The 15,870-nt window shown below is 64.4% G+C and carries 14 protein-coding genes; 4 read left to right on the top strand and 10 right to left on the bottom strand.

The window, feature by feature from the left end; genetic code table 11:
* Positions 1-69: 69 nt before the first annotated feature.
* The 5 genes from AC1DSD_RS17395 to AC1DSD_RS17375 all read right to left on the bottom strand — a co-directional run bounded on the left by AC1DSD_RS17395 (position 70) and on the right by AC1DSD_RS17375 (position 5,697).
* The gene (locus tag AC1DSD_RS17395; RefSeq protein WP_478031851.1) at positions 70-675 is read right to left on the bottom strand and encodes an exopolysaccharide biosynthesis polyprenyl glycosylphosphotransferase; all 606 of its coding nucleotides are present in this window, start codon (positions 673-675) and stop codon (positions 70-72) included.
* 289 nt (positions 676-964) lie between these two features.
* Positions 965-1,696, bottom strand: coding sequence for a P-loop NTPase family protein (locus AC1DSD_RS17390; protein ID WP_478031850.1), 732 nt, complete (start codon positions 1,694-1,696; stop codon positions 965-967).
* 1 nt (position 1,697) lies between these two features.
* Positions 1,698-3,062 carry a GNVR domain-containing protein gene (locus tag AC1DSD_RS17385; RefSeq protein ID WP_478031849.1) on the bottom strand — a complete coding sequence of 455 codons (1,365 nt, stop codon included), beginning with the start codon at positions 3,060-3,062 and terminating at the stop codon, positions 1,698-1,700.
* Between the two features lie 14 nt (positions 3,063-3,076).
* A complete protein-coding gene (locus AC1DSD_RS17380) occupies positions 3,077-4,387 on the bottom strand; it encodes an ATP-binding protein (RefSeq protein ID WP_478031847.1) in 1,311 nt (436 codons plus the stop codon).
* Between the two features lie 59 nt (positions 4,388-4,446).
* Positions 4,447-5,697, bottom strand: a complete 1,251-nt coding sequence (locus AC1DSD_RS17375; protein WP_478031845.1) for a hypothetical protein — start codon at positions 5,695-5,697, stop codon at positions 4,447-4,449.
* Positions 5,698-6,124: 427 nt separating this feature from the next.
* Between AC1DSD_RS17375 and AC1DSD_RS17370 the strand changes: the two genes are divergently transcribed.
* From AC1DSD_RS17370 to AC1DSD_RS17355, 4 genes are read left to right on the top strand one after another with little or no spacing between them, the layout of a single operon-like run.
* Positions 6,125-7,300, top strand: coding sequence for a Gfo/Idh/MocA family protein (locus AC1DSD_RS17370; protein ID WP_478031844.1), 1,176 nt, complete (start codon positions 6,125-6,127; stop codon positions 7,298-7,300).
* Between the two features lie 4 nt (positions 7,301-7,304).
* The gene (locus AC1DSD_RS17365) at positions 7,305-7,796 is read left to right on the top strand and encodes a glycosyltransferase (RefSeq protein ID WP_478031843.1); all 492 of its coding nucleotides are present in this window, start codon (positions 7,305-7,307) and stop codon (positions 7,794-7,796) included.
* An 11-nt stretch (positions 7,797-7,807) separates the two neighbouring features.
* Complete coding sequence (locus tag AC1DSD_RS17360) at positions 7,808-8,686, top strand: hypothetical protein (protein WP_478031842.1); 879 nt, start codon at positions 7,808-7,810, stop codon at positions 8,684-8,686.
* Between the two features lie 34 nt (positions 8,687-8,720).
* Positions 8,721-10,076, top strand: coding sequence for an outer membrane beta-barrel protein (locus AC1DSD_RS17355; RefSeq protein WP_478031841.1), 1,356 nt, complete (start codon positions 8,721-8,723; stop codon positions 10,074-10,076).
* A gap of 18 nt (positions 10,077-10,094) precedes the next feature.
* Here AC1DSD_RS17355 and AC1DSD_RS17350 read toward each other — a convergent pair whose 3' ends face one another.
* The 5 genes from AC1DSD_RS17350 to AC1DSD_RS17330 form a co-directional block, all read right to left on the bottom strand.
* Positions 10,095-11,555 carry a lipopolysaccharide biosynthesis protein gene (locus AC1DSD_RS17350; RefSeq protein WP_478031839.1) on the bottom strand — a complete coding sequence of 487 codons (1,461 nt, stop codon included), beginning with the start codon at positions 11,553-11,555 and terminating at the stop codon, positions 10,095-10,097.
* 153 nt (positions 11,556-11,708) lie between these two features.
* Positions 11,709-12,734 (bottom strand): hypothetical protein, encoded by a 1,026-nt coding sequence (locus AC1DSD_RS17345; protein WP_478031838.1) that lies wholly within the window; start codon positions 12,732-12,734, stop codon positions 11,709-11,711.
* On the bottom strand, positions 12,734-12,982 hold the full coding sequence (locus tag AC1DSD_RS17340) for an acyl carrier protein (protein ID WP_478031837.1): 249 nt from the start codon (positions 12,980-12,982) through the stop codon (positions 12,734-12,736). Before AC1DSD_RS17340 ends, AC1DSD_RS17345 begins: the two co-directional genes overlap by 1 nt.
* The gene (locus AC1DSD_RS17335) at positions 12,979-14,883 is read right to left on the bottom strand and encodes an HAD-IIIC family phosphatase (protein WP_478031835.1); all 1,905 of its coding nucleotides are present in this window, start codon (positions 14,881-14,883) and stop codon (positions 12,979-12,981) included. The genes AC1DSD_RS17340 and AC1DSD_RS17335 overlap by 4 nt, the downstream gene beginning before the upstream one ends.
* A 14-nt stretch (positions 14,884-14,897) precedes the next feature.
* Positions 14,898-15,870, bottom strand: a 973-nt coding sequence (locus tag AC1DSD_RS17330) for an MBOAT family O-acyltransferase (protein WP_478031833.1), incomplete at its 5' end; no start/stop codon positions are given.

The raw sequence follows: 15,870 nt of genomic DNA, 5'->3' as shown, positions 1-15,870 counted from the left end.
AGGATATTGCCGGACCACATGCGTGATTCGCAAGCCGGCCGGCCCAGGCATGCCGCCGTGCATCACCGATCAATACGCATGCGGGTCGCCCAGCATGCGCGGCAGCGTGAGCAGGATGATGCGCAGGTCGCAAGCCAGCGACCAACTCGCGATATATTCGCGATCGGCGCGCACGCGCCGTTCCATCGAATACAATTCATCGATCTCGCCGCGCAGGCCGCGTATCTGGGCAAGGCCGGTGATGCCGGGTTTGACCATGAACCTTTTGGCATAGCCGTGGATCAGCGAGCCGTAATGCCGATCGTGCGCCAGCGCATGGGGACGAGGGCCGACCAGCGACATGTCGCCGCGCAACACGTTGATCAGTTGCGGCAGTTCGTCGATGCTGGTTGCCCGCAGTATCGCGCCGATCCGCGTGACGCGGCTGTCGCCTCGCATCGCGTGCCGGATATGCTCGCCATCTTCGGCGACATGCATCGTCCGGAACTTGAACAGTTCGAACGGCTGTCCGCCCAAGCCGGAGCGATGCTGACGGAAGATGATCGGACCGGGGCTGGTCGCCCGGATCAGGAACGCTGCGACGGCAAAGATGGGCAGGAAAAGCAGCAGCGCGAGCAGAGACGCGACGATGTCGAGCGCCCGTTTCGGGCGGGAATAAGCCGGCCGCGCTGGCATCGACCTGCCCAACGGCTCGAGGTTCGCCTTATATGTTTCGCGCCGTTTGTCGCGAGTGTCACCCAAATATTGGTGTGACGATATGCTGCCGATATTTGCCATTAGGTCACCGGTCTATTGAGAGGCGTAAATCATGCTCGCCTCTATTGGTGATTATGAAAGTATCACGTAGCCGGTAGTTAACAAATCGTTCATAGGAATTAGCTGAAGGGGCTGCCTAATCCTTAAGGGCCGAGTCTTCAGGACAACTAGTCGGGAGCAATCGGGCAGCGCCGAGTCGAACGCCGTTTCAGCCGACGATCAGGGTACCGACAACGCGTGTCTTCATGTCGCCCAGACGACCGACCAGATGCTGGATCGCGGCGATGGTGGTGCGATTGCGCCGGACGATGAGCACGGCAGCATCGAGCGTTTCGCAAAATGCCGGCGGATCCTCGAACACCATGCCGACATCGACGATCATCATCCCGAAACTGTCGAGCAATGGCATGACACGGCCATGGAACCGTTCGCCATCGAGCAGCAGTGCCGTGTTTTGGCTGGCGGTGCCGACCGGCAGAACGAAAAGATTGCGGACCCGCGTGGCCTCGATCGCCGATAGCGCATCAACGTCGCCGTTGAGCACCGCAGTGAGGCCGTAGCCCTCGCTTACGCCGAGCAGTTCGTGATGCAGGGCATCGATGGCGGTGGCGTCGATGATCACCGTGCGAACGTTGCCTTGAGCATAGGTGATCGCCAGGTTCGCGGCGAGTACCGAAGCCTCGAACGATGCGTCGATGTTGAGGACAGCGACGCATCGAATGGGCGCGGCACTCGTCGCGGCGCTGGAGATCGACATCCTGATCGATCGGGCGGTACGCGACACCGGATCGTCAGGGTCGAAGGCCGCCTTGGCATAGGAGCTCAGCTGGCCATTGCCGGGGGTGAACAGCATGTCGCGGACGGCGGCGGTATCGTCGTCGAGGCCGGTTTCATGCCCGGCCAGTTTAACGGCACTGCCTTCGCTCGATCGGATACGCATCTCAGATTCCCCTCAAGGCTAGCGCGGGCTCCGGCCGGAAAGTCGCGAAGGTGAAGTTCCCCAGCACGGGAAGGCCGGTCGAGTCGAACAGTCCGCCGGCCGAGCGGACCAATGGCGACCGCCATTCGCTGATCATCGCCGCGATGATCCCGAGCACCAGCCCGCCGAGCAACGCCAGCAACGCCAGCAGCGGCACGTTTGGGCTGGCCGGCAGCAACGGCCGCGTGGCGCGGTCGATCTGCTGGACATTGGTGGTCGGCAAGCCGCTTTGCAACCGCATCAGGTTGAGGCGCTGGGTAACCGCGTCATAGGCGTTTTGTGCCGTCGTCACATCGCTTTGCAGCGCCTCGAACTGGCTTTGAAAACCGGTCAGTTGAAGCATGCGGCCGCGCTGGCCGTTGACCAGGCCGCGCAGCTGCCCCTCGCGCGAGGAGGCGGCCGAGCTTGCAATCCGCACCGCCTCGCTGGCGACCGCGGTCGCATTGCCGAGTTCTGCCCTGAGCGTGGTCAGTTCCGACCGCGCGGCCACCAAGTCGGGGTGGTTGTCGCCGTAGGTCGATGACAGCAGGGCGACTTTCGCGTCGGTGGAGGCTATCTGCTGGCGCAAGCTCGCGACGACCGCGCTGGACTGGACGTCGGGAGAGCGCGAGACCCGCGTCCCGGCGCGCGCGCGCAGATCAGCGGCACTACTTTCCGCGCTCGCCAGCTGGGTCGACAGAGAGCTGAGGCGGTCGGCCTCGAGCGCCAGGCTGTTGCCGCTGACCATGCCATGGCTGCGCTGGAAATCGCCGAGTTTGGACTGCGCGGCTTCCAGGTTGCGGCGGACCTCGGTCGTGCGCTGCTGGAACCAGCTGGCATATTGCTTCGCCGCGTCGGTGCTGATCTGCAGCCGGGCCGAGACGAATTGCTGCGCGAAGCTATTGGCCATCCGGGCGGCGAAGGCAGGATCACCCGATTTGAAGCCGACGGCGAGGACGTTGCTGTCTTTCTCCGGCGTCACCTCGACGCTGGCGAGCAAATATTGCACCAGCCAGGAATCGAATGGCCCCTTGGCGCCGGACTGCCTCCACGCCGCTGTCAGGGCAGCGTTGCCGGAGAGGCGGTTGGCGATGGCCACGCGGTGAGCGACCGAACTGCTCTTGATGAGGTCGGCCTGCGTGCCCAGCAGCGATTGATTGTCCTTCGCTGCGCCATTTTCTTGAACCGACGGATTGGGTCCGCCGTCGAACAGCAGCGACGCGCGTGCGATATAGACGCGCTGAGTGGTCGCTACCCACAAGGCGGCGAGCGCGGCGGTGATCGTCATGACGAGTACGACCAGTTTCCAGCGCGCCTTCAATGCCAGCATCATGTCCGACGAGAACATCTTCTCTCCCTCCCTCAAACCGCGATCGACAGCGGCAACGACGGCAGATCGCCATCATCCGGATCCGAACCATCCCTCGCGTCGTCTGCCTTGGTGTTCGCCAGCGCGCGTTCGAGCGCCATCATCGCCAGCAGGAATTGCGGCGCTGTGCTGTCGCGAAAGACGTATCGGCCGGCGCTGCCGCCTGGGACCAGCGCGTCGCCGAGCAGTTCGGCGGTCGCCGCGTCGGGGCACAGGCTGTCCTTGCCGGCCGCTTCGCGCGCGGCCAGTTCGGCGCGCGCGGCATCCGCGGCGTTCGACGTGGCGAGCGCCAGGAAGCGGTTATGATCGTCCTGATTGAGCATTCCCCAGGCCTCGCACGCCCGCTCGAGGCCTTTCCGCAGGATGGCGAGATCGACGGTATCCGCGCCGGCCTTCGTCGCCTCGATCGCTGCGACATAGCAGAACAACTGGGCGTGATAGGGCGAGCCGCAGGCCAGCGTGACGATCTGCGTCTTGACGGCCTCGTCAAACTCGATCCGCGCTCGCGCGGCGCCGCTGTCGATCAGTTCGATCACGTCACGCTGCGAAATGCGGCCGATCGGAATCGACATCAGATGACGACGCAGCGACGGATGGCAGTTGATCAAGTCGTCGAGTGTGTGGGCGATACCGACGATGAGCAGCTGGACGGGCACCTGCGCGTCCGACAAGAGCTTCATCAGCGTTGCTACTTGCTGGTCGACATCGGAATTCTGGACGCGATCGAACTCGTCGAAAATCATGATGACCTGCCGTTCGGGGGACAGGCGGGACAGGAAATCGACCACCTCGCGCGGCCCGAAGGCGCCCGAGAGTGCCTCACGGTTCCGCTCGAAATTCGCCTTCTCGCTGAACGGTACGCACGAATCGGGGACGAAGGCGAAATAGGGCCGCAGCAGATCGGCGAAGGACGCCGAGGCTTCGCACGCGGCGTAGATCACGACCGCCGACCGCTGATCGGCATAGTCGCCGAATACCTGCGCCAGCGATGTCTTGCCCGACCCTCGCGCGCCATGGATGATCGCATGCTGGCGATTGAACAGCACCGCTTCGAACAGGAGCTCGAGCTTGTCGTCGCGGCCGTGAAGGTCCTTGCGCTGCCGCACCGGATGGGCCGAATCGAACGCGGTGATGATCCGCAACATCGCGGTGCGCGGGTCGGGCGGGACATCTCGCGATCGCGGTGGCCGCGCGGGCGGCTCGACGCAGGGCGGTCCCGGCTCGGGCAGTGCGACCGGACCGACCGAGTCGGACGGCCTCCCGAGCAGCCAATCGCTCAGCCAAACGATGAAGCGTCTCAGCATGGTGTGATGCGTCCTTGACGACGATGGGCCTTGGCGACGATGGGCGAGACGGCGACCGATCATGTCGTTGCTCCCGCGGTTGAAACGATCGGCGATCGGACCGGCCGGATGGCGCGCCGTGCCGGCGGCGTGACGGCGGCGCGGAAGTGCGACGATCGCATGTGGCCGGCCAGCAGCCAGAGCGGCGCGGCGATCTTCATCGCGAAAACGGCGTTGCCGGCGACCAGCAGATTGATGAAGAAGAACGCCGACAGGCCCCAGGCGCAGCGGCGCTGCTCATCGGACCGGAACGGAACGATCAGGGCGACGTAGAGCCATAGGCAAAGCGTGCCAACGATCGAGCTCGAATAGAGCACGTAGGAATAGCCGCTGTCCGGAAAGGCGTCGGCTTCCAGCGCCCGCCCGCCAAGTGCGGCCTGCAAATCGGTGAGCGACAGCAGATGGACCGACATCCCGATCCGGCCGGCCAGATCATCGTTTTCGGAAGGGCCCATCGCCAGGGTCAAGCCCACCGCCATCGCCAACAACAGCAATGGCAAGGCGAGCGTTCCGCGGCTGGGCAGCCGTGGAAAGAGGAAATAGCCGGCAAGCGCGATCAGCGCGAAGGTCGACGACATGCGGGTATTGTTCGACAGCAGCGCGATTACCGTGAAGGCGAGCAGGAAAAAGCGCGCCGATGTCGGCAGCGCGCGCCACCGCGCGATCAGATAGATGGCGGTCACACTGGCGAAATTGGCCAGCGAGGTCTGCTCCAGGAAGATCGACGAGGTGCGCGGCGTCTGGAAAAGGCCGTAGCTGAAGCGCCCGTCGAAACCGAGCGCATTGGGGAACAGGCCGAGTTCGTTGACGGTGTCTTCGCCGATCCCGCGCGTGTTGTGGTAATAGGATTGCGGCGCGAACAGGGTCGCGTAGCTTTGTACGGCGACCAGCTCGTAGAGCATACCCGCAAAGACGACCGCGACGGCAACGATCGCAAACCGGCGTACCGTGCGCGCGTCGCAACGGTGGCCCAGCATCGTGAACAGCACGATGATGGCGGCATTGCGCAGCGCGGTCACGACCAGAAAGCCGTTGATGAAGGACAAGATCAGCGCCCCGAGGACGAACAGGGTGCCGAGAAGGACCGGGGCGATGTCGTTCCGCCGCAGCCCCGACCGTAACAAGACCAGTGCGAGCGCCGACAGCAGCACGAATTCCGTGATCGCGACGTGCGTCATGGCGAGCGGCCTGACGTGCGCGTTCACGATCGCAAGGCCTGCGTTGTAGAGCATCGCCACGAGCCCGAAAGCGATGATAACCGTGCTGGGCAACCGCACATCGCGCGCGTCCGGGATGAGCGGATGTCCGGGAGCGGCCGAGTCCCGGCGTCTGGTGAAGCCACGCGCAGCCTCCACCTCATTTATCGCGTTTATTGAACGAAGTGGCCACATCTCCCCACCTGACCTTCATTCGAGAAGGTTTGAACCTTTCATCGTTGGGTCGGGCGGGCAACAATGCATAAGTAAAAGACGTTCGATCAAGTATTATGCTCGATTTGATTCCAGCGATAAATCAGTAATCCTAAAGATAATATCCGCTTCACCATTGCGTGATTCAGCGCGTGGTGTCGGCGGGCGCTCAACGGTTGTAATACCAAACAGGGTAAACCCGCTCTTAAGGGCGCTTTGACTCCCCGGGCCCGAAAGTTAGCGTCGGATCAGGGACTCGTATCGAACGTCGCAATCAGGGCGAACGTCGATGCGGCACGGACGCGGGCATTTCCCGACCGTCCCGCCACTGGGGGAAGCAATGCAGACCGACTTCAATATTGCCATCGTGGGTCTCGGCAAGATGGGCGTCTCTCATCTCGCTATCGCGCGCGAAACCCCGGGGCTGACGGTCATCGCGGTGTGCGACAGTTCGTCGCTGCTCGGCACCATGGTCGAGAAATATACCGGGATGAAGTTTCACTCCGACTATCAAGCGCTGATCGCGCAGCCGGAGCTCGACGGCATCATCATCGCCACCCCGACGCGCTTGCACGTCTCGATGGTCCAGCAGGCGCTCGATCGCGGGCTCCACGTCTTCTGCGAAAAGCCGTTGACTTTGACCGCGTCGGACAGCGCCGATCTGTCGCGGGCAGCCCGGCAAGCCGGTCTGACCGCCCAGGTCGGGTATCATAATCGCTTTCTCGGCACGTTCGCCCGCGCGAAGCAGATTGTCGATGATGGACTGATCGGCAAGATCCGCCACATCCATGCCGAGGCCTATGGCCCGGTCGTGCTCAAGCCGGCGAGCCGGACCTGGCGAAGCGCGGCGGCTGAAGGCGGCGGCTGCCTCTACGATTACGCCGCGCACCCCATCAACCTGATGAACTGGTATCTTGGCCGTCCGATTGCCTGTTCGGGAGCGCAGCTCACGCAGCAATGGTCGCGCGAAGTCGACGACGCGGTCTACGCCTCGCTGATTTTCCCGGACGGTGCCTCGGGGCAGGTGTCGGTCAACTGGGCCGACGAGACCGCCCGCAAGATGTCGACCAGGCTTTCGATCTGGGGCGACTGCGGCAAGATCATCGTCGAGCGGCAGGAACTGCAGGTGTTCCTCGGCGCGCGCGCCGTGCCGACCGCAGAATATCATTCGGGCTGGACGGTGCAATATATCACCGAGCTGACGCCGCACCCCGCATTTTATCTGCGCGGCGAGGAATATTCGGCGCAACTCGAGAACTTCGCCTCGGCGATGCGCACGCCGGAAATGCCGGGCGTCAACGATTTCGGCAGCGCGGCCATGACCGATTTCACGCTGCAGATGATCCGCGACGCGGCCAACAACCGACCGGTCCCCTATGCGCCGACGGCGATGGCCGCGTCCGCGCAGCCGGAATCCAAACGGCGCCGGTTCGCGCTGTTCGGGCGCATGGCGCAGCAGGGCTGATGCGATGATTTTCACATCGGTCGGCTCAATGTTGCCGTTCGATCGGCTGGTTCGCGCGGTCGACGACTGGGCGGCCGCCAATCGCCACGTGCCGGTGCTGATCCAGATCGGCGATGGCACGTATCAGCCGCGCCATGCCGATTGGGTCCGCATGATGCCGCATGACCTGTACGCCCGGCGGCTCACCGAATGCAGTCTGTTCGTCGCGCATGTGGGAATTGGCTCGATCTTCCAGGCGCTCGAGGCGCGCAAGCAATTGCTCATGCTGCCGCGCCTGGCGACGCTCGGCGAGCATACCACCGATCATCAATTGCATACCGTTGCCCGGTTTCGCGGCACGCCGGGCCTGCGCGTCGTCGAGACCGTCCCCGACCTGCACGCCGAGATGACGCGCCTCCTCGACGCCCCGCTCGAAACAGAAGGAGGCCTTTCACCTTACGCGCCCCCCGCGATGACCGACCGGATTCGCGACTTTCTGGGCGCGGGCGTCAATTAAAGGAGGACGACGTGGAGCGCATCCTGTTCGGAGATAATCAGTTTTTCGGCATCAACCACATGTCGGAGGAAAAGGCCCGGCGGCAGGCAATGCAGTTCGCCGATCTGACGCCCGTTCTCGACACGCTCGCGGCCGCGCGCGATGCCGGGATCAACACCTTCATGTGCACCACCCATGATCGCGTGGCCGAGATCGCGGATGCGGTACGACGCTCGGCCGACGAATGGCGGAACTACGCCTTCTATCCGTGCATGCCGTACGCGCACAAATATGCTAATGCGGTCACCGAGCTCGGCTATTTCGACGCGTTGCGCAAGTTCCTGCCGTCCAACGGGTTGCTCGATACGGCGCTGCGCGGCGGCAAGGCAATGATCAAGAGGGACATGGATAGTGTCGCTACGTTGCTCATCGATGCAGAGATGAAGCCATTCGAGGGTCTGTCGACGCCGGTGGTGTTCATCCAGAATGTCGTCACCGACCTGATCCTTGGGCTCGGTTATTTCGGTGCGTTCCGTACCTTCGCCGACCATGTGCGCGAAAAATACGGTGCCGAGGCAGGCTTCATCACGATGAACTTGCCGCGACTGGTCGAAGCGCTGGCCTCGGTCGGACTGCACAATCCAATCGTCTGCGCCAACGTCAACAAAATCGGCTTTCGCATGTCGGGTGGCATCGACGCCTATCGCGAGGCCGTCGCGCGGCATCCGACGCGAGTCATCGCGATGTCGGTGTTCGCCTCCGGCGCCATTCCCGCCGTGGAGGCGATCGAATGGGTGGTCGCCGAACCCTATGTCCGGTCGATCCTGTTCGGTGCCTCCAGCGAGCGCAACATCCGCAACACGGTCGACCTCGTTCGCACCTTCGATCGACGGGAAGCGCTTGCAGCATGACCTGAAAGAAACACTGATCCGTGGGGGAACAGCCGTGACAATATCGTTGATAAGCGTTCGGCATCGGCTCGGCCTGCTGGCTGGGACGGTTGTCGGTTTCGTCGCCGTATTTCCGGCGCAGGCGCAGGAAGTGCCGCTGCCCGACCTGCCGCCGCTCCAGCAGACGGTCTATCTTCCCGATGCCCGGGGCAAGGGCGACGTCGACATGGATGTGCGGACCCGGCATCGGCCCGAATTCGATGCGATCGGTTTTCCACTCGGCATCTGGCGACTCTACCCGTCGGTCGCCGCTGACATAGGCTATGAATCGAACCCGTTCGGCGACGCGCGCAACTCGGACTCGGCGGCGTTCGCCGCGCTGCGTCCGGCGGTTGGGCTCGACGCGGCACCGTCCTGGGGACAATTGGCGTTCGGCGCCAGTGGGCGATTTGTCCGCTTCCTGAACCAGGCCCAGGCCAATGAAGACAGCTACACCGTCAACGCTTACGGCCGCTACGACCTGACGGGCGACACCCGCATCGAGGGCGGTGCGAACTTCGGCCAGCGGATCGAGCGTCGTGATTCCAGCGGCTTTCCCGATGGCCGCGTCCAACCCGTAAGGTATATCCAGACCCAGGTGTTCGCGCGCGCGACGCATCAGTCCGGCGATCTGAGGATCATGGGCGCGGTCGACTATACCCGCTTCAACTTTCGCGACACCAAGGCGCTGACGTCGACGGGAGCCGTCGTCGGCATTATCGATCAGGATTTGCGCGACCAGCATATCCTGCGCGGCACCCTGCGCGGCGACTTCCGCGTCACCCCCGACATGGCGGTGTTCGTTCAGGGAATCGCGCAATCGGTCGATTATCGCGTCGCCACCATCGCGCCGGGCGTGCCCAATCTCGGGGGCAAGGCCTATACGGCGCTCGCGGGCGTCTCCTTTGCCGGCAACCGCCTCCTGCGCGGATCGATCGGGGTGGGCTATATTTGGCGCCAATTCGGCCGCGGTGGCGGGACCGACGCCAACGGCCTGGCGGTCAAGGCCGACGTGGCGTTGTTCGCGACGCCGTTGCTGACGCTATCCGCCAAAGCGTCGCGGAGCGTCGAGGAAGCGGTGCTTCGGGATAGGTCGGGTTATGTCAGCACTGCCTTCAGCATCGGTGCCGATTACGAACTCAAGCGCTGGTTCATCGTTCGCGCGGGCGCCGGCTATCGCTACGACAATTTCCGGACCAACCCGCGCAACGACAAGGTCTTCGATGCCAATGTCGGTGCTACCTACAATGTCGACCGGCACGTCGCGTTCGAGGGCCGGGCAGCTTTCGTCAGCCGAACGGTCGACAACGATCCGTTTGCCGCCAGTTACAAGGACGTCACGGTCAGCCTCGGGATGCGCTACAGCTTCTGACCGGTTGGATAGTCTCGATCATTCGGCCAGAACGGCGCGGTGGAACCGCGCCACGCCGACCGCCCCTAGCACGAGCTCGAACAGCGTTTTGGAGAATAGTCGCAGCGCGGCCAGGTACAGCAGCGCACCCGTCGCGCTCAGTGCCGCGAGCAGCTCGATCGCCGGCAGACCCGCGGGCAGGATGTAACGCACGATCAGCAAGCCGCCGAGCATGACGACCGTTGCCGACAGCGATGGCAGCACAGCATGCCAGGCGTCGCGCCACTTGCCCCCGAAGGCGCGCAACGCGAAGCCGAGCCGCATCGGCACCAGCAGCAATGCCATGATCGAAACGGTAACGGCGAGCGTTACAGGGCCGAAATGCACCACGGCGAGAAAGGCAATGACATTGGTTGCCGCCGCGATGGCGGAGCTCAGCGAATCGAGATGCGACCGCTGAGCGACCAGCAAGGCCGAACTCGCGATGATGCCGAGCGACAGCAGATAGCCGCTGACCGCCAGCGCCGACAGGATCGGCGCGACTGCTGCCCAGCGATCGCCAAGGATGACGTGGACGACTTCCGGGGCTGTGGCCGCCAAGCCCGCAAAAGCGGGCGCGGTGATCGCGCTCGTGAACCTCAGTCCACCGCAAAGCTCGTGGCGGCGATGCTCGTCGTCCCGAGCGCTGGCGAAAGCGGACAAGGTGACTGCCGAGATCGCGTGGACAAGCATCAGCGTGGCCGATAGCAAGATCCGCTTGGCGGCGTTGTAGATGCCGGCAATTGCCGGCCCGAACCAGGCCGAGGCGAAGAACAGATCCGCGTCGTTGCCGATCGACGTCCACACCGCGCTCAGCGAGATGTGGCGGATCGAGTGGTAGGTCTCCTTGATATCGGCCCTGCGCAGCACGGGTCGGGGACGCCAGTCGGTGGAGAACCACAAGGTCGCGAGGCTGATGGCGTTGATGGCAAGCTGCTGTCCTACCAGACTCCACATCTCGAAGCCGTTGAGCGCCATGGCGATACCGATCGCGCCGCCGATCACCACCGATATCGTCGATCGAACCGCGAGCGCCCGAAAGCGCATGTTGCGCACCAGCCATGCTCCGTGGGCGCCGGCGAGGCCGTAGGCGAAGAGGAGGAGCGACAGCACGCGGAGCGGCTGCGCGGCGGTCGGCGTGCCGACCAAGGTCGTGAGCGGTCCGGCAAGCGCGAACATCACCCCCGAGGCGATCGCGCCGACCAGGGTAAGGAGCGTCAGGCTGACATTATAGTCGCGGTCGGTGATATCGGTCTTGGCCGTGAGCGCATAGGTGATCGGATCGATCAGGACGCGCCGCACGATTTCGATCGCCGCGAGACTCACCGCGACCATCCCGAAGCTCGCCTGCGAGACGAAACGGGCGATGAACAGGAAGCTGATGAGCGAGAGGATCTGGCCCGCGCCCTGGCCGAGCACCGCCCATGCGGCGTTCCGCGCGGTTTTGGCGTTCGATGCCATCAGATGCGACCCCCGGGGCATCGGATCACGCCGTCGTCTTGCCGCCGCCGCCGCGCGCGTCGGCGCCCGATGGCTGCTTGCGCGCATCGATACGGCATCCCGCCGCGGGCACGCCGGCTATTCGGGGATGGTCCGGCTTTGGCAAGAACCCCGTCACCGCTGGCCGGGCCCGGCCAGGACCAGCGCCTGTGCCGTGTGGACGCCGGCCCGGGCTCCCGCTTCGGCCAGCACCGAACGCGTGTAGGCGGCCGTCGCCGACCAGCGGATATGGATGGCGTCGTAGAAGGCCCTGGGATCGGGCTGGTGCCGGGTGGCATCATAGCGCGCCCCGGTGCCGACGAGGCTCGTCCGGATCATGTCGGGAAACGCGGTTGCGAACGCCCCGCCGCCGTAGCGGCTGACCCATTCCGGGTGCAGCGGCGTGATCGTGACGTCAAAGGCGACACCCTTGCGCTCGAGCATATGCGCCGTTTGCCGCAGGGCGGCGAAGCAGGCGGGATCGAGCTTCACCGCGCCATAGAACAGCCCGCGCGACCGATCGGGCTGGTTCGGCGCGTCGCCATAGCTGTTCTGGAAAAGCGGTTCGGGCGCGAACATGCTGCCGCGCGCCGTCCGGATCATCCCGGCATTGTACGCCAGCGTCAGCGGATCGAAATAGCGGGCGTAGAAACGCGCCGGCGACGCTTTGCCGAAGACGTACGCATCGGCGTCCAACACGTCGAATTGCGATGGGTCGGCCTTGGTGCAATTCTCGAAATCGAGCGGTGAGGCGATCAGCAGCACGTGCCTGACCGTCGGTAGGCGTGCCGTCAGCCAGGCCGATACCTTGCGTACCTGCGTCATCCGTGCACCACAGAAGCCGGCGTTGAATGGACGCAGCGACGGATCGGCGGCGATCGCTGCGGGGCTGTTGAAGTGTCGCCAGGCGGCCGATGAGCCGACGATCAGCAGATTGGGATCGGCTGGGATGCCCGCCCGCATGCTGTGCAGCTTTTCGTCGATGCAAAGGCTGTTGGAAAATTGCGGCGGGGGGAGCGTGTCATACGCCTTGAGCGAAACCAGAGCGGCCGCCAGCGTAGCGAACATCAGCAAGGCCCCGATGACCATCGCCAGCAAGTAGCGCCGCATCGGCTCCAGTCGTGGCGCGCTTGTTTCCGGCAAGGCGGCGAGCGTCGCCATCAGGTCGGCGCCAGCTTGGAATCGATCAGGCTCACGAAATCGCCGACATTGCGCAGCGATTCGAATTCGGCGGTGCGAAAACGCACGCCAAAGCGCTGCTCGGCCGCGACGATCAGCGTGATATGCGCCTGGCTGTCCCAGCCGGCCACGTCTTGCGCCGTCGTTTCGGGGCCGATGACGATGTCGTCGCGGTCGAAGACGTCGCGCATCACATCGGCGAGCGCCGCATAAAGATCGTCGCTGGTCATGCGGTCGTCTCCAGTTCGAGATGGTGGGCCGGCGCTGGCCGATCGCCGATGTCGAGGCGCCAGAAACGCGCGTCTTCCGCCGCACCCTGTGGCGGCGTGATCGGTGCGAAGCCCAGCTTCTCGTAATGCCGTTCGACCATCGAATTGCGCCCGCTGGGGCGATACTCGCCGACCAGGCTGTTGATGCCACGCTCGACGGCAGCGTCGATCAGGACGGACAGCGCCGCCACCTCGACCTCGCGGCCGAGCACCCGGCAGCTCATGAGCCAGGTGTCGATCAGCAGCGTGTCGTCGGGCCAGGCGGCATCGCGGCGCGCGACGATCACACTGATCAGGCCGTTGTCGCCGAACCGGTCGCGCAGCCGGAAGCACAGACTGATCGCGCCGGGATCGCGTGCTACCTGTTCCAGTTCCGCCTCGTCGCGGCGGATCGTCGTCAGGTTGAATTGGTTGCTCTTGTTGATCAGTTGCGCCGCGCGCGGACGATCGACCGCGACCATCGGCCCGGAAACGAGCTTCATTTCCAGGCTGCGCAGAAAGCCATCCATGTCGGTCGCGTCGTCGAGCGCGGCGGCGCGGAGACTGTTGGCGGCATAGCTTCCGCCGCGTCCGAAATCATCGCGCGTGATCGCCGTGGCCTCGAAATACCCGGCTGCGGCAATCCGCTCTGGATAGAAAGCGACGTCATCCGGGAGTTCGGGAACCGCAACCTGGGGCAGTTCGCGGCGGACGATCGCGCGCTCGGCGGGATTGTCGTCGATGAGCACGAGGCTATCGATGCCGATATTGAGATGTGCGGCGATCGCTCGGATATTCCCCGCTTTGTCGTTCCAATTGGCGACGAAGCAGGCGATGTCGGTATAGGCCAGCTGCATGTCGGGGTGCGTATCGAACACGGCGCGGGCGATGTCGGGATCGTTCTTGCTGCACACGGCGAGGATGACGCCTCTGGCCGCGAGCCGCCGCACATAATATTGGAAGGCGAGAAACGCTTCGCCTTCGGCGCTGCCCTGGCCGAGCTTGAGCTGGTCGATCCCGTCGTCGCCGACGACGCCGCCCCACATCGTGTTGTCGAGATCGAGCACGAGGCACTTGCGCGCCCGCCCCGTGGCGGCGGCGAGGACCTGCGCGACCAACTCGCCATAGAGCGGCGCGAAAACCGGATTGATGAGCTGCTTCGCCTGATACCAGCGAACCGGATCGTAGCGGCGATCGCTGCCATGCTCGCCGGGCATCCGCGTCGCCACGTCGACGAGCAACGCGCCGTCGTCGATCGCCGCGTCGCGGATAGCGGCATTGAGCCGGAGGACCATCGCCGCGGGCGATGCAGGAAGCAGCGCCTCGTTGGACCCGACGAGTGTCGGGGACTGCGGTAACAAGGTCTGCTGGATGGGCTGCGCGTTCCAGCGAGCACGGATACGCTGCCACCAGACGCGGATCGCGGCAACGGCCGCGGCGATCGCGTCGCGGACCTCGCCGTCGTCCGCCGACATCGGCAGGGTCGGGAGGATCGATTCAAGATCGAGCGCGAGCAGAACGTGGGTCGGCGCGAATCCGTCGAGTACCGGGTCGCCAGCCAGCAGCGCCGTGCGATATTGGCCATAATCGCCGATATGCGTCGCGATCGTCAGGCCGTGACGCAGTCCCCCGACCCGGATCGCCGGCGCCAAATGGTCGAGCGTGTGCGACCCCAGCAAGGCGAGCCTGACGGGGGTCGAGCCGGAGACAGGCGCGGCCAGATTCGCGGCGAAGCGATCGAGTCGGTTGGTCTCGATCGCATCGAGATCGTACGCCGCCAGCTGTACCGCCGCCATCGCTCGCTCGGCCGGGTCGAGTCCCTTGGCGGCGCGCAGGTCACTTCCCGGGTCGGACGGCGGCGGCAGCCAGGGCAGGAGCGACATCGGATCGGTCTCCATCAGAACTGGAAATAGAGGAATTCGCTCGGCGCAGAGGACAGCGCGTAGAGCAGGGTGATTGTCGAGACCGCGCCGACCACCAGACCGAGCGCGGGCGTCGGGCGCCACGGCGCGATCGAGGCGAAGCGATCGGTCCAGCTTGGTGTGGGCTTGAAATCGAGCGCCGTGCGGTGGTCTCGCAACCATTGATAGGCGTTCGGAAAGGTCCAGACGACGATCAGGAAGACGACGATACGGACAACGTAGCTCGCCTCGAAATTGTCGAGCGAACCGATCGCAATGCCCATGCCATCGGCCAGCGGCGCGATCAGCGGGATGCGGGCGACCGGACCGGGGAGCGTCACACCGTTCAATCCCGTCATGCCGCGCAGCAGGTCGATCGCGGCGGGAACCGATGGCGCCCGAAAGAAGACCAATGCGACCGTCGCGCACAGGAAGGTCAGCAGAACCGATCCGGCGACGGTGAGCGGAGAGCCGGATTGCAACGGAAGGCCGCGATGCATCTTCCACGCGCGCCACGCGTGCGCGACGACCAGGTAGAAGCCATGTAGCAGGCCGAAGATCACGAATTGCCAGCCGGCGCCGTGCCAGACGCCCGAAATCAGCATGGTGAAACCTGTCGGCAAGGCGACCAGCGCGACGAACGTCGCCGGGGTCATCTTGCCGCGGCGCGGTAGCGGAAGCCCCTTCATCGCCCGTCGCCGCGTGAAGGCGACGACGATCGGATTGTAGATATAGGCGGTCAGGAAGCGCGTCAGCGTCATGTGCCAGCGCGACCAATAGTCGATGATGTTTCGCGCCTTGTAGGGGCTGTTGAAATTTGGCGGCAGCGAAATGCCGAAGAGCAGCCCGAGGCCGATCGCCATGTCGGTATAGCCGGAAAAGTCGAAATAGATTTGCAGCGCGTAGGATAATGCGCCGGTCCATGCCTGGATGAATTGTACGCCGCCGATCTCTGCCTGCACGAAGATC

The organism is Sphingomonas sp. P4_D12, assembly GCF_056401895.1.
Note: the sequence above shows the minus strand (reverse complement) of the source record. Positions and strands in the feature narration are given on the sequence as shown.